General features: G+C 66.0%; 17 protein-coding genes. 13 read left to right on the forward strand and 4 right to left on the reverse strand.

Annotation, left to right across the window (positions count from 1 at the left end; all coding sequences use genetic code 11):
- The first annotated feature begins 17 nt into the window (after positions 1-17).
- The 3 genes from SB751_RS15500 to SB751_RS15510 are packed head-to-tail and all read left to right on the forward strand — an operon-like array spanning position 18 to position 4,388.
- Complete coding sequence (locus SB751_RS15500) at positions 18-2,597, forward strand: fimbria/pilus outer membrane usher protein (RefSeq protein WP_244844640.1); 2,580 nt, start codon at positions 18-20, stop codon at positions 2,595-2,597.
- A 40-nt stretch (positions 2,598-2,637) separates the two neighbouring features.
- Positions 2,638-3,582, forward strand: coding sequence for a fimbrial protein (locus SB751_RS15505; protein WP_186296880.1), 945 nt, complete (start codon positions 2,638-2,640; stop codon positions 3,580-3,582).
- Between the two features lie 26 nt (positions 3,583-3,608).
- Positions 3,609-4,388: a fimbria/pilus periplasmic chaperone gene (locus SB751_RS15510; protein WP_144199189.1), complete on the forward strand. Its 780-nt coding sequence runs from the start codon at positions 3,609-3,611 to the stop codon at positions 4,386-4,388.
- 39 nt (positions 4,389-4,427) lie between these two features.
- Here the strand turns inward: SB751_RS15510 and SB751_RS15515 are convergent, their stop codons facing one another.
- Positions 4,428-5,033, reverse strand: coding sequence for a sigma-70 family RNA polymerase sigma factor (locus SB751_RS15515; RefSeq protein ID WP_144199297.1), 606 nt, complete (start codon positions 5,031-5,033; stop codon positions 4,428-4,430).
- Between the two features lie 153 nt (positions 5,034-5,186).
- On the opposite strand from SB751_RS15515, the gene argB reads away from it, so the two are divergent.
- The 6 genes from argB (at position 5,187) to SB751_RS15545 (ending at position 10,885) form a co-directional block, all read left to right on the forward strand.
- Positions 5,187-6,104, forward strand: a complete 918-nt coding sequence (argB, locus tag SB751_RS15520) for an acetylglutamate kinase (protein WP_092291393.1) — start codon at positions 5,187-5,189, stop codon at positions 6,102-6,104.
- Between the two features lie 81 nt (positions 6,105-6,185).
- Entirely contained in the window at positions 6,186-7,238 is a 1,053-nt protein-coding gene (locus SB751_RS15525) for a pyrimidine 5'-nucleotidase (RefSeq protein WP_144199187.1), read from the forward strand.
- Positions 7,235-7,894 (forward strand): nucleoid occlusion factor SlmA, encoded by a 660-nt coding sequence (gene slmA / locus SB751_RS15530; protein WP_144199184.1) that lies wholly within the window; start codon positions 7,235-7,237, stop codon positions 7,892-7,894. The genes SB751_RS15525 and slmA overlap by 4 nt, the downstream gene beginning before the upstream one ends.
- 301 nt (positions 7,895-8,195) lie before the next feature.
- Positions 8,196-9,374, forward strand: a complete 1,179-nt coding sequence (locus tag SB751_RS15535; RefSeq protein ID WP_144199182.1) for a homoserine O-succinyltransferase MetX — start codon at positions 8,196-8,198, stop codon at positions 9,372-9,374.
- Positions 9,371-9,982 (forward strand): methionine biosynthesis protein MetW, encoded by a 612-nt coding sequence (gene metW / locus SB751_RS15540; RefSeq protein ID WP_144199180.1) that lies wholly within the window; start codon positions 9,371-9,373, stop codon positions 9,980-9,982. The genes SB751_RS15535 and metW overlap by 4 nt, the downstream gene beginning before the upstream one ends.
- Positions 9,983-10,054: 72 nt before the next feature.
- Positions 10,055-10,885 (forward strand): acyl-CoA thioesterase, encoded by an 831-nt coding sequence (locus SB751_RS15545; protein ID WP_144199178.1) that lies wholly within the window; start codon positions 10,055-10,057, stop codon positions 10,883-10,885.
- 6 nt (positions 10,886-10,891) lie between these two features.
- Here the strand turns inward: SB751_RS15545 and SB751_RS15550 are convergent, their stop codons facing one another.
- A complete protein-coding gene (locus tag SB751_RS15550; protein WP_144199174.1) occupies positions 10,892-12,175 on the reverse strand; it encodes a muropeptide transporter in 1,284 nt (427 codons plus the stop codon).
- Between the two features lie 127 nt (positions 12,176-12,302).
- Here SB751_RS15550 and SB751_RS15555 point away from each other — a divergent pair, with 127 nt between their 5' ends.
- Positions 12,303-13,244, forward strand: coding sequence for a M48 family metallopeptidase (locus SB751_RS15555; RefSeq protein ID WP_144199295.1), 942 nt, complete (start codon positions 12,303-12,305; stop codon positions 13,242-13,244).
- Between the two features lie 114 nt (positions 13,245-13,358).
- Positions 13,359-13,832, forward strand: a complete 474-nt coding sequence (locus SB751_RS15560) for a heavy metal-binding domain-containing protein (protein WP_144199172.1) — start codon at positions 13,359-13,361, stop codon at positions 13,830-13,832.
- A gap of 98 nt (positions 13,833-13,930) precedes the next feature.
- Here the strand turns inward: SB751_RS15560 and argC are convergent, their stop codons facing one another.
- Complete coding sequence (argC, locus tag SB751_RS15565) at positions 13,931-14,878, reverse strand: N-acetyl-gamma-glutamyl-phosphate reductase (RefSeq protein ID WP_144199170.1); 948 nt, start codon at positions 14,876-14,878, stop codon at positions 13,931-13,933.
- 300 nt (positions 14,879-15,178) lie between these two features.
- Between argC and SB751_RS15570 the strand changes: the two genes are divergently transcribed.
- Positions 15,179-15,580, forward strand: a complete 402-nt coding sequence (locus tag SB751_RS15570) for a type II TA system antitoxin MqsA family protein (RefSeq protein WP_144199168.1) — start codon at positions 15,179-15,181, stop codon at positions 15,578-15,580.
- Between the two features lie 36 nt (positions 15,581-15,616).
- Here the strand turns inward: SB751_RS15570 and SB751_RS15575 are convergent, their stop codons facing one another.
- On the reverse strand, positions 15,617-16,393 hold the full coding sequence (locus SB751_RS15575) for an exodeoxyribonuclease III (protein ID WP_144199166.1): 777 nt from the start codon (positions 16,391-16,393) through the stop codon (positions 15,617-15,619).
- Positions 16,394-16,424: 31 nt separating this feature from the next.
- On the opposite strand from SB751_RS15575, the gene pyrE reads away from it, so the two are divergent.
- Entirely contained in the window at positions 16,425-17,102 is a 678-nt protein-coding gene (pyrE, locus tag SB751_RS15580; RefSeq protein ID WP_144199164.1) for an orotate phosphoribosyltransferase, read from the forward strand.
- Positions 17,103-17,122 lie beyond the last annotated feature (20 nt).

The raw sequence follows: 17,122 nt of genomic DNA on the forward strand, positions 1-17,122 counted from the left end.
CACGCAAGGGACCCCTTTTGCCTGACAACCGGCCATCCAAAATGCGTAGAAGTCAAAGGAAGTTTGTATTAAGGCCGGTGAGCCTCGTGGTCCTGGCAATGTTCGGCTGGGGCAGCGCCTTCGCACAATCCGCGGAGGAAACGGCCGGCAGCCAGAACGCCGGGGTGCTTGCCGAAGTTGAGTTCAACGACGAATTTCTGCATCACGACAAACATCGACGCATCGATGTCAGTCGTTTCAACAAGGGCGGCACGGCGCTGCCGGGCAGCTATCGGGTCGATCTTTTCGTGAATCAGCATTCCGTGGGCAAGGCGGAGATTACGCTGCGCCAGATCGGCGCGGACGTGCGGAACGTGCAGCCGTGCATGACCAAAGCCATGCTCGAGCGCCTTGGCGTGGCGATGACCAAGTTGTCGCCCGAATCGCTCGCCCTGTTACAGGACGCCAACACTTGCGCGCTGATGCCGGATCTTATCGAAGGGGCGCGTGCCACCTTCGACCAGGCCGATCTGCGCCTGGACGTGAGCGTGCCCCAGGTGGCGATGCTCCGGTCTGCGCGCGGCTATGTGGATCCCCAATACTGGGACGACGGTGTCACGGCAGCCACCCTCCAATACAACGCCAATGCCTATCGCAGCGAGCAATTCGGCACCGCCTTCAACCAGGCCTATGTTGGACTGAACGCTGGCTTCAATGTCGGCGCCTGGCGGTTCCGCCACAACGGCAGCCTGAACCACAACGACAACGGCACGCAGTACCAGAGCGTGCAGACCAATGCGCAACGTTCGCTGGCTTCCATCAATAGCCAGATCGTGCTCGGCGACAGCTTCACCGACGGCGCACTGTTCGACAGCGTGGGCGTGCGGGGTGTGACGCTGTCCACCGATGACCGGATGTTCCCGGAATCTCAGCGCGGTTACGCGCCGGCGATCCACGGGATGGCCAACACCAACGCCCGCGTGCAGGTGCGTCAGGGCGGCAACGTCATTTATGAAACCACCGTGGCGCCCGGGCCGTTCGAGGTCAATGATCTTTATCCCACCGGCTACGGCGGCGACCTGGAAGTGGTGGTGACGGAGGCAGATGGCACCACCCGTGTGTCCCGCGTGCCGTATGCGGCCGCCGTCAACGCGCTTCGGCCGGGCCGGCTGCGCTACACGGCGACCGCGGGCAAGTATCGCGATGCCAACGTGGATCGGCATCCGATGATGACGCAGGCCACGATCCAGTACGGCTTCAGCAATATGGTGACCGGCTATGGCGGCATCATCGCGGCGGAAAACTACCTCGCAGCCATGGGTGGCGCGGCGCTGAATACCAGTTACGGTGCGTTCGGCGCGGATGTGACGCAGTCCTACTCGCGGCAACAGAATCTGCCGGATCTGAATGGGCAAAGTTTCCGGCTCTCATTCAGTAAGATGGTAGCCCCAACCAATACCAATATCGCGGTGGCCGCTTATCGCTACTCGACCCGTCATTACCTCAGCCTGGCTGACGCCGTGCGTTTGCAGGACCTGCACAGCGAATTCGAGCTGAACGGCACGCCGCGCGGCAGACTGCAGCTCACGCTGAACCAGAGCCTGCCGGCGGGGTATGGATCGTTCTACCTGTCTGGCTCGACGCAGAATTACTGGAGTCGCACAGGGTCCAGCACGCAGTTTCAGCTTGGCTACAACAACAGCTACCGGCGCCTGACTTATGGCGTCGCCGCATCGCGCCAGCTCAATCTGACGACTGGCAAATGGGATTCTAGCGTGATGCTGAATCTGGGTATTCCTCTGGGCAAGAGTGCGCATGCGCCGTATGCCAGTTCGCGCCTGCAGTACGACTCCAATGGCGCGGTCACCGCCCAGCAGGCGGTGACCGGCACACTGGGCAAGGACAACGCTTTCGCCTACGGTATGAATGTCGATGTCAACAGCGGCACCGGCAGTTCGACGCGGTTTGGCGCCAACGCATCGTACGCGTCGCCCGTGGCGGGCTTCAACGGCAGTGCCAGCGTGAGCAGCCAGTATCGGCAGGCCAGCGTGGGCATGACGGGTGGCGTAGTGGCCTACGGCGGCGGTGTCGTGCTGACCCCGACCATTGGCGAAACCATGGCGATTGTCGAGGCGGATGGCGCCAGTGGCGCCAGCGTGACCAGCGGCAGCGGCCTGCGGGTGGATCCGTGGGGCCATGCGGTGGTATCCAGCCTGGCGCCGTTCTCCTTGAACCAGGTCGAGATCGACCCGAAGGGGTTGCCGATGTCCGTGGAACTGCGATCCACCACACAGCCGACCGTACCGACGGCGGGCGCGGTGGTGCGCGTGAAGTTCGAGACGGACCATGCCGGACGCGCGGCGGTCCTGCGGGTGCGCACGGCGGACGGCAAGCCCCTGCCGTTTGGCGCACAGGTACTCGATACGGAAGGGCAGCACGTGGGCGTCGTGGCGCAGGGCGGGCGCATTGTCGTGCGTGGGCTGAAGTCCGACAGCGGGGTGCTCCACGTGGCGCCGCATGGCACCTCGGAACCGGCCTGCCAGATTCCTTACGTGCTGCCGGCGGTGGAAAGCGGCAAGCCCGGCAAGTTCGCAGTGGTCGATATCACGTGCGAGTGACGGCGCTCCCCATTCTCTTTGTCTCTATTCGGGTTCAAGCATGAAGAAAATACTAAGGCTGGTCGTCATATGGCTGATCTCCCAAATGGCCGCCACGGCCTACGCGGTGGAATGTGCTTCCGACTCCATGACGTTCGTGGATGTCCTGTCCTCGCAGTTCAACGTGCCGGCCAATTCGCAGGAAGGTACCGTGCTTTGGCAGGAACAGTGGCCTTCCGTGCGGTTCACTTGCACTAATGCCAAGATCTCGGAGGAAATCTCGTTCTGGGTCAATCCGGACCGCCTGGTGCTTGGTGCGGGTGTGGAGCCGGCGATTATCTTTAACGGCAGGACGTATACGGCGATCAGCGGCAATGTGGGCACCGGTGTTTTCATCAAACCCGGAGAAACCCGAACTTTCACGCTTAGCTATACCGTCGCCATCATCCGCAAAGGCGTCGTGCCGCCCTCCGGCGTCACAGCTGTCTCCAGCTACCCCATGTTTCAAATGGACGGGGCGGGCGGGCTGAACTATCAGCGCGGGCTGAACTTCAGGCATGTCGTGACCGGCGGCACGTTCCACTATGCCGTGGGCGGATGCAAGCTGCAAACGGGAAGTGCGACAAAGGCGGTGAGCCTGCCTGCTACGCCGATGATCAACACGGTGGGCGGAACGGCTGGCGCCACCGATTTTTCCATTCGGGCAACCTGCGACAACCTTGCCAACAAGGTCAGTTTCCAATTCTCCGGCCCCACCGATCCCGCGGATGCGCGCCAGTTCCGCAACACGGCACCGCAGGGCGCGCAGAACATCGCCATCAACCTTGTGGCGCCCTATAACGGGATCACCATCCCGGCCCAGGGGGGGGCCGCGGCCATCCGCGAAGCATCTGTTTCCGCAGGTACTGCAACGCTAAACCTGCGTGCGTCTTATATTCGTACTGCATCGCCTGCCACGGCGGGTCCGGTTTCGGCGCAAGCCGAAGTCACGGTGACGTACAACTGAACGGCCTTCACTTTCCTTATCGTGCAATGACTCAACTACTCAAAGCGATGTTGGCTGCGGGCGCGTGCGCGCTGGCCTTGGCGAGCGCGATGCCGGCGCAGGCGGCAGTTGTCCTGGCGGCCACGCGCGTGGTCTACAACGCCTCCGATGCCGAGGCGACACTCCGGCTCAGCAACGAGGGCGACAGTCCGATGCTGACGCAGTCCTGGTTGGACAAGGGCGACGCCACCGCGTCGCCGTCTACCATCGACGTGCCGTTCACGGTGATGCCGCCGGTGTCGCGCATCGATCCCGGCAAGGCGCAGACCCTGCGCATTCTCTATACCGGCGAGCCGCTGCCGCGTGACCGGGAATCTGTGTTCTGGCTCAACGTGCTGGAGGTTCCGCCCAAGCCGGACGCCAGCGGCACCGATACCAATTTCCTGCAGATGGCGTTTCGCTCGCGTATCAAGCTGTTCTTCCGCCCCGAGGGGCTGAAGGGCCAGGCCGCGGATGCCCCCTCCCAGCTCGTCTGGCGCCTGGTGCCGCAAGGCAGTGCGGGCAAGGGTCCGGCGCTCGAGGCGCGCAATCCCACCGCTTACCACGTGTCGTTGGGAACCGTGGAGCTGGTGGGCGGCGGCAAGTCGGCAAAGTTCGATGACGGCGTCATGGTGGCGCCCGGTGAAGCCCAGACGATTGCACTGACCGGTGAACTGCCCTCGACGGCACAGGCCACGGTGAAATACCAGGCCATCAACGACCACGGCGGCGTCCTGGAGGGCGAATCGTCGTTGGCCCCGGCGATGTCGGCCTCAGGCACGCCGTAAACGGCCACGGCCAGGAGTCCGCCGCGCCTGGGGCTTCCCTTACGGCGCGGCGGGGGCGATTGTTGTATTCGCACCACGGTTGCCGAACCATTTCACTTCCAGGCATTCGCGCAGCCGCATGCGGGCGCGGTACAGCATCACCCATGCGTTGGTCGCGCTGATCTGCAATGCCTGACAGATTTCTTCGGTCTCCAGTTCAAGCCATTCCCGCATCATGAAAATCCGCGCAGCCTTGGCGGGCAGGCGGTCGACGCAGGTTTGCAGCACTTCGAAGAACTCGCGCCGCTCGAAAGTGCGGTCCGGGTCGCCCCAGTCGGAGGGGGGATGCTGGTAATGGCCGTTGCGCGTGAACAGCGCGTCGAAGGCATCCTGCTCGGATTGCGGCTCGCCATCGTCGCCCGTGGCCAGCGCCAGACGCACTTCGCGCCTGCCGCTGCGCAGGAGATCGACGATCTTGTGCTTGAGAATGCCGACCAGCCACGTGCGCAGCGCCGACTGGCCCGCAAAGCGCTCCGGGTGCTCCAGCGCGGCCAGCAGGGTCTCGGAAACGGCGTCTTCGGCGAGCGCCTCGTCGCGCAACTGCAACCGGGCAAAGCGCAGCAGATAGGGCCGCACGGCCTGGAGTTCGGCGGGATCGAGGCTCATTGCGGGGGCGGCATCGGGCGTGCCGGGGCTGAGGTTCTTGTCGTCTTCGCGCGTGCCGCGCGGTTTCTTGTAAAATCGGCGCCTGCCCGTCAAAGCCAGTCCGGCGGACGGATTCGCCATGATACCTGCTGATTCCAACGGATGTCCCTTGCCATGAACGCCGACAATCCTGGGCCGGCCACCACCACGGTTGCCGCCATCGCCCCCTCCCTCAAGGCCGAGATCCTCGCTGAGGCGCTCCCCTATATCCGCAAGTTCCACGGCAAGACCATCGTGGTCAAGTACGGCGGCAATGCGATGACGGAGGAGAAGCTCAAGCACGGCTTCGCGCGCGACGTGATCCTGCTGAAGCTGGTGGGCATGAACCCGGTGGTGGTGCACGGCGGCGGGCCGCAGATCGACGAAGCCCTGAAGAAGGTGGGCAAGGTCGGCACGTTCATCCAGGGCATGCGCGTCACCGACGAGGAAACCATGGAAGTGGTGGAGTGGGTGCTGGGCGGCGAGGTGCAGCAGGACATCGTCATGCTGATCAACCAGTACGGCGGCCAGGCCGTGGGCCTGACCGGCAAGGACGGCGGCCTGATCCGCGCCAAGCGCCTGCAGATGCCGGACCGCGAAAAGCCCGGCACCTTCATCGACATCGGCTACGTGGGCGATATCGAGGCGATCAACCCGGCCGTGGTCAAGGCGCTGCAGGATGACGCGTTCATCCCGGTGATCTCCCCGATCGGCTTCTCCGACGACGGCCAGGCGTACAACATCAACGCCGATGTGGTCGCCGGCAAGATGGCCGAGATCCTCAAGGCCGAGAAGCTGGTGATGATGACCAACATCCCGGGCGTGATGGACAAGAAGGGCAACCTGCTGACCGACCTGTCCGCGCGCGAGATCGAGGAGCTGTTCGCCGATGGCACGATCTCGGGCGGCATGCTGCCGAAGATCTCGTCGGCGCTGGACGCCGCCAAGAGCGGCGTGCACTCGGTCCACATCATCGACGGCCGTATCGAGCACTCGCTGCTGCTGGAAATCCTGACCGAGCAGGCGTTCGGCACGATGATCCGCTCGCACTGAGCCGGATTTGCGGGCGATGCGGGGCGGATTGCCGCCGCGCCGCCCGCACCCCTCCCACAAGTCATCCCCCTGCAGCCCGGCGTGTTCCTCAGACAACCTCACCAGCGCCGCGGCGTGGCGCACGCGCGCCCGTCGGAGGCATCGACCCCCGCCGCGCGGCGGCGTCCCCGGCATCCGCGGGTGCGCCGGCCAGCGGGCGACCAGTCGGGCGATATCGTCTGGCTGTTCGATCTCGACAACACGCTGCACGACGCCTCCCACGCGATCTTCCCGGCCATCAACCGGCGCATGACCGCCTATGTGGCGCGCGTGCTCGGCGCCGATGAGGCCACCGCCAGCCGCGTGCGGGTGGAGTACTGGCAGCGCTACGGCGCCACCCTGCTCGGCATGATCCGCCACCATGGCGTGGATGCGGCCGATTTCCTGCACGAAGCCCACGACTTCCCGGCGCTGGCCGAGATGGTGCGCGTGCGGCGCGGGCTGGCCGCCGCGCTGCGCCGGCTGCCCGGGCGCAAGATCCTGGTCACCAACGCCCCGCGCGACTACGCCCGGGCGGTCATGGCGATTGCCGGCATCGAACGCTGCTTCGAGCGCGTGGTGGCCATCGAGGACATGTGGGTGCACGGCCATCTGCGGCCCAAGCCTGACCGCCGCATGCTGCGCCGGCTGCTGGCGCGCACCGGCGTGGCGCCCCATCGCGCGGTGCTGGTGGAAGACACGCTGTCGCATCTGAAACACTATGCGGGCACGGGTATCCGCACCGCCTGGGTAACCGGCTACCTGCGCACGCTGGCGCCATCGCGGCCCCATCCGGTGCCGGAGACCGTTCCGGTCCCGGTCGATGCCGCCGTGCCGGGCGCCGTGGCCGACGCCGCCACGCGCACCGCGCTGGCCGCCGAAGACCGCCAGCACGTGGGCCACGGCGCCCAGGAGCGCTCGGTGACGATGATGGCCGCCGAAGCGCAGCTTCCGCCACCTGGCGCGGATGGCGCACAATACGGCACGGCGCCGCAGCAGTTGCCCGACCATGCCCCGCGCGTACGGGCGCGCGTGGTGAATCGGCCCGGCTATGTGGACATAAAAGTACAATCGATGCATCAACTCCTACGACGAATACGGAGAACCGGGTCATGACGCAAACCATCGAAAGCCAGCCGGAGGCGCCGCCGCTCGTGGCCGCCACCGCCATCCAGACCGCCGAAGGGCCCGCGCGCAAGCGCCCGCGCCCCGGCGAGCGGCGCATCCAGATCCTCCAGACCCTGGCCGGCATGCTTGAGCATCCGCGCGGGGAAAAGATCACCACGGCGGCGCTGGCCGCCAGGCTGTCGGTCTCGGAAGCCGCGCTGTACCGCCATTTCGCCAGCAAGGCGCAGATGTTCGAGGGCCTGATCGGCTTTATCGAGCAGACCGTGTTCGGGCTGATCAACCAGATCACCGCGCAGGAGGAGCATGGCCTGCGCCAGGTGCAGGCCATCGTGCGGATGCTGCTGTCGTTTGCCGAGAAGAACCCCGGCATGACGCGCGTGCTGACCGGCGAGGCGCTGGTGGGCGAGCACGAACGGCTGCAGGAGCGCATCAACCAGATGGTGGACCGGATCGAGGCGTCGCTGCGCCAGTGCCTGAAGGTGGCCGTCACGCAGGCCGCCTTCCCGGCCGACGCCGACATTCCGGTGCGCGTGGCGCTGATCACGGCGGCCGTGCAGGGCCAGTGGCACCGCTACGTGAAGAGCGGCTTCCGCAAGGCGCCGGGCGAGAACATCGACGCCCAGCTGCGGATCCTGCTGGGCTGAAACCAGCGGGAGGACCGGGGGCGCGTCACACGCGGCCAGCAGCGCACCCGGGAACTGCACTATAATGGCCGCGTCGCGCCGATTTGATGACTGGCTTGCGGGCGCGCGGCAGCCAACGGGGATCTCAGGATGACCGCCGGCTGCCACTATAAATGCGGCTAAAGAGGTTGGGTCGGTGCCTCGCGGGAGCAATCCACGATATGGCGCCGACGCGCGGGACACCGCGACATGCCCGACTTGGCTGCGACACACGCAACTGCCAGTCGGGTTTTTTTATGCCCGCTCGCCGCGGGCCCCCTCCATGACAGATGTTGCTATTCCTGCCGCCGTACCGGCTGCCGACCTGCCAGCCGGCTCCGTCGGCGTCGTCACGCCCCGGCGCATGCACTTCGCCGAGCCGCTGCCGCTGCGCAACGGCAGCCAGCTGGCCGGCTATGACCTGATGGTGGAAACCTACGGCACGCTCAATGCGGCGGCATCGAACGCCGTGCTGGTGTGCCATGCGCTCAACGCCTCGCACCATGTGGCCGGCATCGCGGCGGACAATCCGCGCGACATCGGCTGGTGGGACAACATGGTTGGCCCCGGCAAGCCGCTCGATACCGACCGCTTCTTCGTCATCGGCGTGAACAACCTCGGTTCCTGCTTCGGCTCGACCGGGCCGATGAGCACCAACCCGGCCACCGGCCAGCCCTATGGCGCGCTGTTCCCGGTGGTGACGGTGGAGGATTGGGTCAACGCCCAGGCGCGCGTGGCCGACGCGTTCGGTATCACGCAGTTCGCCGCGGTGATGGGCGGCAGCCTGGGCGGCATGCAGGCGCTGGCCTGGAGCCTGATGTACCCGGACCGGCTGCGCCACTGCATCGTGGTGGCGTCCACGCCCAAGCTGTCGGCGCAGAACATCGCCTTCAACGAGGTGGCGCGCAGCGCCATCCTGTCGGACCCGGACTTCCACGGCGGCAACTACTACGCGCACAACGTCAAGCCGAAGCGCGGCCTGCGCGTGGCGCGCATGATCGGCCATATCACCTACCTGTCCGACGAAGACATGGCCGAGAAATTCGGCCGCTCGCTGAAGTCCGAGGACATCCGCTTCTCGTTCGATGTCGAGTTCCAGGTGGAAAGCTACCTGCGCTACCAGGGCGACAAGTTCGCCGAGTACTTCGACGCCAACACCTACCTGCTGATCACCCGCGCGCTCGACTACTTCGACCCGGCGCTGGCCTATGGCGGCGACCTGAAGCGCGCGATCTCCCACACCCAGGCCAGCTTCCTGGTGGCGAGCTTCACCACCGACTGGCGCTTCGCGCCGAACCGCAGCCGCGAACTGGTCAAGGCGCTGCTGGACAACAAGCGGCCGGTCTCGTACGCCGAGATCGACGCCCCGCACGGCCACGACGCCTTCCTGCTCGACGACCCGCGCTACCACAACCTGATGCGCGCCTATTACGAACGCATTGCCGAGGAGATCGGCGCATGAACGCCTCCGCCAATCCCAATATCCTCGCGCTGCGGCCGGACTTCCGCGCGATTGCGCGCTGGATCGAGCCCAATTCCACGGTGCTGGACGCCGGCTGCGGCGACGGCAGCCTGCTGCGCGTGCTCCAGGACGAACTGGATGTGCAGGCGTATGGCATCGAGATCCGCGACGAAGGCGTGCTGGCCTGCGCCCAGAAGGGCGTGCACGTGATCCAGCAGGACCTGGAGGGCGGGCTGGCGCTGTTCGAGGACCGGAGCTTCGACACGGTGATCCTGTCCCAGACGCTCCAGACCATCCACAACACGGCCCAGGTGCTGCGCGACACCCTGCGCGTGGGGCGCGAGTGCATCGTCTCGTTCCCGAACTTCGGCTACTGGCCGCACCGGCTGTCGGTGTTCCGGGGGCGCATGCCGGTGTCGGAATCGCTGCCGTACCAGTGGTACAACACGCCGAACGTGCGCGTGCTGACCATCAGCGACTTCGAGGCGCTGGCGCCCAAGGTGGGCCTGCGCGTGCTGGACCGCGTGGTGATGCACGAGGGCGTGACCGTGAACTGGGGCGAGAACTGGCGCGGCAGCCTGGCGGTGTACCGGGTTTGCGCGGTGTGAACCTGGCTTGACGCCGGGGCCGGGTCGGCATACCGTACGACGATTACCGAACGATCGTACTATTTTTTTGCCATGACCCAAGCGCCCCACACCGACTCGCAACATCCGTTCGACCTCGCCCTGGCGCTGGAGCCAGCCGGCGCGCACCGCTTCCTGGGGCACACCAGCCAGGCCTACTGGAACATGATCGGCCCGTTCGGCGGGATGACGGCGGCCACGCTGCTCCAGGCGGCGCTGCGCCACCCGGAGCGGCTGGGCGATCCGATTGCGCTCACGGTGAATTTTGCCGGGCCGATTGCGGAAGGGCCGTTCGAGATCGAGGCGCGTCCGTCGCGGACCAACCGCTCCACCCAGCACTGGCATCTGGAGCTGCGCCAGAACGGCGAGGTGACGACCACCGGCAGCGCGGTCTTCGCCGTGCGGCGCGAGACCTGGGGCAGCGGCGAGGCCGTCATGCCCGACGTGCCGCCCGCCGACACCCTGCCCGGCATGGGCGGCTTCGCGCCGGTGCGCTGGATCGGCAGCTACGACATGCGCGCGGTGCGCGGCGCCAAGCCGTCAGCGGCCGTCGGTACCGAGCATCCGGACAGCCTGACCCAGTTCTGGCTCCGTGACGAACCGGCCCGCACGCCCGACTATGCCGCCGTGGCGGCGTGGTGCGATGCCTTCTATCCGCGCATTTTCCTCAAGCGCGCCGGCTTCGTGCCGGCCGGCACGGTGTCGATCACGACCTATTTCCATGCCGATGCGGCCACGCTGGCCGAGTTGGGCGACAGCCACGTGCTCGGCAGCGCGCGGGCGCAGGTGTTCCGCCAGGGCTTCTTCGACCAGAGCGCGCAGATCTGGAGCGCCAGCGGCGTGCTGCTGGCCTCGTCGCACCAGATCGTTTACTACAAGGAATAAGGCCGATCAGGCCGGACGCGGCACGCCCGGCTCCTTGGCCGGCTCGCGCGCCTGGGCTTCGTAGCGGTGGACCGTGCCGCGCATCGCCCAGAGCAGGGCCACGCCGGGCACGGCCGCCACCACGGTGCCGAGGTAGAAGGGCGCCCAGCCCCAGGCTTCGACCATATAGCCCGAGGTGGGCCCCACGTAGACCCGGCCAATCGACGCCAGCGCGGACAGCAGCGCGTACTGCGTGGCCGAGAACGAGCGGTTGCACAGCGTCATCAGCAGCGCCACGAAGGCCGCCGTGCCCATGCCGCCGCAGATGTTCTCGATGGCGATGGTCGCGCCCATGCTCCAGATATGGGGCGGCGTGACCGAGAGCACCCAGTAGCCGAGGTTCGACACGGCCTGCAGGATGCCGAACAGCATCAGCGACCGGTACAGCCCCAACCGGACCATCAGCGACCCGCCGAACAGCGCACCGATGATCGTTGCCGCGAGGCCCAGCGTCTTGTTGACGATGCCCACCTCGCCCGGATCGAAGCCCAGGCCCCGGATCAGGAACGTGGTGGAGAGGCTGCCGGCAAAGGCGTCGCCCAGCTTGTAGAGCACGATCAGCAGCAGCAGCCACCATGCGCCCTGGCGCCCGAAAAAGTCGCGCAGCGGGCCGACCACGGCTTCCTCCAGCGTGCGTGGCTGGCGCGCCGGCACGTCCGGCTCGGGCGCCCAGAACAGCGTCAGCAGCCCCACCGACATCAGCGCCGCCATCAGCAGGTACATGCTGGACCAGCCCAGCACGCGGTCCGCCAGGTACAGCGCCAGCCCGCCGGAGACCAGCATCGCCAGCCGGTAGCCGAGCACCTTGACCGCCGCGCCGGCGCCCCGTTCGGCCGGGCGCAGCACGTCGGTGCTGTAGGCATCGAACACAATGTCCTGCGACGCCGACAGGAACGCCACCAGCGTGGCCAGCGCCGCCAGCGCCCAGAGCGCCTCGCGCGGGGGGCAGAACGCCATGGCGGCGATGCTGGCCACCAGCCCGAGTTGCGTCACCAGCAGCCAGCCGCGCCGCCGGCCCAGCAGGGGCGGGGTGTAGCGGTCCATCAGCGGCGCCCACAGAAACTTGAAGATGTACGCCTGCCCGACCAGCGAGAAGAAGCCGATGGTCTTGATGTCGAGCCCCTCCACGGTCATCCAGGCCTGGAGCGTGCCCGAGGTCAGCGCGAGCGGCAGCCCGGACGCAAAGCCCAGCGTCAGCATGGCGCCGATGCGTCGGTTGCGGAAAATGTCGAGGTAGTCTTGGAACGTCATGGATGTATTATTGCATCACCGTTTGCGTCCCCAATTACCGATTCGACGCCGTTTGTCGACCCTTATCGCGCCGAGCCCTGCCGTGACCCTGATCGCGTCGAACGAATCGCCGTTGCCACGGCGCCGCATGCCCGGGCGCCCGGGCTGGCTGGCATGGCTGGCATGGTCCTGCGCCGCGTGCGCGTGCCTGCCGGCCATCGCGCAGGAAGTGGCCGTGGTGGCCGCGCCCGACGACGGCGTGCGCGTGGAGCGCCGCTACTCCCGTGTGCGCACGATCGTGCCGATGGAAGTCATCGACCAGCAGGCCGCCCGCGAGTACGAGCAGATCAAGCAGGAAGCCATCGCCAAGCACACGCTGGCCGGCGACGACAACCCGCAGGTGAAGCGCCTGCGCGAGATCGGCATCCGGCTGCTGCCCGAGACCGTGCTGTGGAACCCGCGCGCGGGCCGCTGGGCGTGGGAGATCAACCTGATCGAATCGAAGCTGGTCAATGCGTTCTGCATGCCCGGCGGCAAGATGGCGGTCTACTCCGGCCTGCTCGACCAACTCAAGCTCACCGACGACGAAGTGGCCATGGTGATGGGCCACGAGATCGCCCACGCGCTGGAGGAGCACGCCCGGCAGCGCGCGGCGCAGTCCGAGATCTCGAATCTTGGCGCCAACGTGGTGTCCCAGCTGACCGGCTTCGGCAATCTCGGCAATTTCGATATCGGCAACAATGCCCGGCTCGTGTCGCTGCGGTTTTCGCGGCTGGAGGAAACCGAGGCGGACCTGATCGGCATGGATATCGCCGCCCGCGCCGGCTACGACCCGCGCGCTGCCGTCACGCTGTGGCGCAAGATGGGCACGGTGCTGGAGATGGGCGACGAGTTCAAGTCCACCCACCCGTCCGGCCGCAGCCGCATCGCGGTGCTGGAGGCGCACATGGCCGAGGTGATGCCGCTCTACGCCAAAGCCATGAACATGCCGATGGAGAAGCTGCCCGCCCACACCCCCAATATGGCCAACCTTGGCGGCGCCCCGGTCGATGCCGGCGATGAGGACAGCCAGCGTCCACTAAAAAAGTAACGACGGCCGACGAATCAGGTTATCGACCATTCCTGTACGATGGAAAAGTGGCGCCAGCGCCCCTGAACCCGGCGTGGGCGAGCGAGGATCTCAACCTTGATCAGGGAGAAAGACATGAGGACAGGATTGCGCTGCGGCCTGGTAGCGGCCGCGCTGGTGGCTGCGGGCGCGTCGGGCATGGCCAGCGCCGCCGACAAGTTGCTGACGATGCCGATCGACAAGGCGCTGGCCAGCGAGGCCGCCAAGGAACGCATCGACCCGAACACCAAGCTGCTGTTCGGCTTCAACAAGCTCGAAGGCGCTACGGCGCCTACCTCGTACAAGACAGTGAAGCGCGTGCGGCGCCCGGTGAGCCAGGTGCCGGATGCCCCCAGGCCGACCGATGAGCAACTGTGCCAGACGGTCTTCGTGCAGGCCGTGCAGGACCTCCAGCAACGCGCGGCCCAGGCCGGCAGCAATGCCGTGGTGGAGATCCGCAGCAACTGGAAGGACGACGAGACCGCCAGCGAGACCACCTACGTCTGCGCCAAGGGCGCGGCCTATATCGGCGTGGCGCTGAAGGCCACGCTGGTCAAGACCGGCGGCTAGGCCGGCTGGCCCCCGGAAAAACGAAAAGCCGGCGCGAAGCCGGCTTTTCTTATTGTCGCGGCGCGTCCCTGACGCGTTCGTGCCGCGTTCGTGACGCGTCAGGCGGTCAGTCCGGTCGCCTCGTCGGCGCCCACATGCACGTTCATGCACTGCACGGCCGCGCCGGCGGCGCCCTTGCCGAGGTTGTCCAGGCGCGCCACCAGGTTCAGGCGCTCGGCGTTGCCGAACACAAACAGGTCCACGCGATTGGTGTCGTTGCTGGCCTGGACGTCGAAGAAGCCGCCGTCGAGGTTGGCATCGCTATTGAACGGGTGCACGCGCACGAACTGCTCGCCCTCGTAATGCTTGCGGTAGATGTCGAGGATGGCCTCGGCATCGGCCTTGCGCGAGAGCAGCGCCGGGAACACCGGCACGGTCACGGCCAGCCCCTTCAGGAAGTTGCCGACGATGGGGTTGAAGATCGGCGCCTGGGCCAGGCCAGCCTGCACGCGCATTTCGGGCAGGTGCTTGTGCTCGAGGCCCAGCGCGTACGGGCGCGGGCTATCGAGACGCGGATTCCCGCCTGCCTCGAACTCGGCAATCATCTTCTTGCCGCCGCCGCTGTAGCCGGTCAGCGAGAACGCCGAAACCGGGTAGTCGGCCGGCATCAGGCCCGCTTCCACCAGCGGACGCACGGCCAGCACGAAGGCGCTGGCGTGGCAGCCCGGCACCGCGATGCGCTTGCTGGCGCGCACCTTTTCGCGCTGGCCACGGGTCAGCTCGGGCAGGCCATAGGCCCACGAGTCGGTGGTGCGGAACGCCGTGCTGGCGTCGATCACGCACGTATCGGGATTGGTCACCAGCGAAACCGCCTCGCGCGAGGCCACGTCCGGCAGGCACAGAAACGAGACATCCGAGGCATTCAGAAAGCGTGCTCGCTCCTGCGGGTCCTTGCGCTTGTCATCGGCAATGCGCAGCAGCTCCACATCGGAGCGACCCGAGAGGTAGTCCAGCAGCCGGAGACCGGTGGTGCCTTCCTGACCATCGACGAACACTTTGAAAACCATGGCTGACTCACTCTGAAAATGCGAAAAGTCGCCTGCCCAACGGGGCAGCGAACCTGCATTGTAGCGAGGTTGGGGGTTGGGCGCAGGGTTTACGCGAGAGGAGCGGTTGCGATCCGACACATCCCGGGGCTTTGCAGGTAATAACCAAGTAGGTTAATTTTGCATGGAGAAATCGTCAGCGCATTACAAGCTGTCTTTGGTGAGGGCGTTGGTGGCAGAGGGGAGGGTGTGATCGAGCAACTGGTGATTGTGTCATTCAAGGTGCTGTAAAGAGCACCACCTCGAAAAAGGAGTCGGGATATGAGATGCCCGGAATGCGGAGGATCCGAACTGGTCAGGGAGCGGCGAGACATGCCCTACGACTATCGCGGCGAAACCACGGTGATCGAAGCAGTGCTGGCGGACTGGTGTCCCGCCTGCGGTGAAGGAGTTCTCGATCTCGATGAAGACGAGCGGATCGGACACTTGATGGTTGCCTTCAACAAGCAGGTCAACGCCGCCATCGTCGATCCGGCGTTCATCGTATCCGTGCGCCGCAAGCTGGAACTCGACCAGCGGGAGGCCGGCGAGATCTTCGGCGGCGGCGTCAATGCGTTCTCGCGCTATGAGACCGGCCGGACCAAGCCACCGCTGGCGCTGGTGAAGCTGCTCAAGTTGCTGGATCGCCACCCGAACCTGCTGGAGGAAATCCGCGCCATCTGAGCGCGACGGCCCCGGCATCCCGCCGGGGCGCCTGCCTCACAGCGGAAAATCGTAGTCGATCGACAGCGGGGCGTGGTCGCTGAACTTCTCGTCCTTGTAGATGGCGCAGGCGCGGGCCGTGGCGGCGATCTTGTCGGTGGTCAGGTGGTAGTCGATGCGCCAGCCGACGTTCTTCGCGTAAGCCTGGCCGCGGTTGCTCCACCAGGTGTACTGGTCCGGGCGCGGGTCGAGCTGGCGGAAGACATCCACATAGCCGTGGTTGTCGAACAGTTCGCCAATCCAGGCGCGCTCCTCGGGCAGGAAACCGGAGTTCTTGAGGTTGCCCTTCCAGTTCTTGATGTCGATTTCCTTGTGGGCGATGTTGACGTCACCGCACAAAACGATCTCGCGTCCGCTGGCCTTGAGTTGCAGCAGGTGCGGCAGGAACGCTTCCATGAAGCGGAACTTGGCCTGCTGGCGTTCTTCGCTGCTGGAGCCGGACGGCACGTAGACGGAGATCACCGCAAGATGCGGATACTGCACTTCCACGTAGCGGCCCTCGGCGTCGAACTCGGGCACGCCGAAGCCGGTGACCACCCGCTCGGGCTTGTGGCGCGTGTACAGGCCCACGCCGCTGTAGCCCTTCTTCTCGGCGTAGTGGAAAAAGCCGTGGTAGCCATGTGGCGCCAGGAACGCCTCGGTCATGTCGGCTTCCTGGGCCTTCAGTTCCTGCACGCAGATCATGTCCGCGTCCTGCTTGCCCATCCACTCGAAAAAGCCCTTCTTGGCCGCGGAGCGGATGCCGTTGAGGTTGGCGCTGATAATCCGTAACATCTCGGGAAATTTTGAAATTCAGAGAGAAAAGATGACGCAGCAGACCACGCCGGACGACCTCAGCCAGACCTTTATCCGCTTCGCGCTCGATGCGGGCGTGCTGTCCTTTGGCGAGTTCGTGACCAAGGCGGGCCGCAAGTCGCCCTACTTCTTCAACGCCGGCCTGTTCAACCAGGGCGCGATGCTGGGTCAGGTGGCGCAATTCTATGCGAAAACCCTGCTCAACTCGGGCCTCGAGTTCGACGTGCTGTTCGGGCCGGCCTACAAGGGCATCACGCTGGCCTCGGCCACGGCCGTGGCGCTCGCCGGCATGGGCCGGGACGTGGGGTTTGCCTACAACCGCAAGGAAGCCAAGGACCATGGCGAAGGCGGCACGCTGGTCGGCGCCAAGCTGCAGGGCAAGGTGGTGATCATCGATGACGTGATCTCGGCCGGCACCTCCGTGCGCGAGTCGATGCAGATGATTCGCGCCGCCGGCGCGGAGCCGGCCGCCGTGCTGATCGCGCTGGACCGCATGGAAAAGAGCGGCACCGCCGACAACATCGGCACGCATTCGGCTGTGCAGGACGTGCAGCGCGAATACGGCGTGCCGGTGATCTCGATCGCCAGCCTCAAGGACCTGCTGGCCTATCTCGATGCGTCGAACGACCCCGCGCTTGGGAACTCCCGGGCGGCCGTGGCGGCCTATCGTCAGAAGTACGGCGTCTGACGCGCCGGAGGGGGCGCCAT

Origin of the sequence: Cupriavidus sp. SIMBA_020, assembly GCF_046535395.1 — a bacterium.
In the GTDB taxonomy this organism is placed as follows: Bacteria; Pseudomonadota; Gammaproteobacteria; order Burkholderiales; family Burkholderiaceae; genus Cupriavidus; species Cupriavidus campinensis.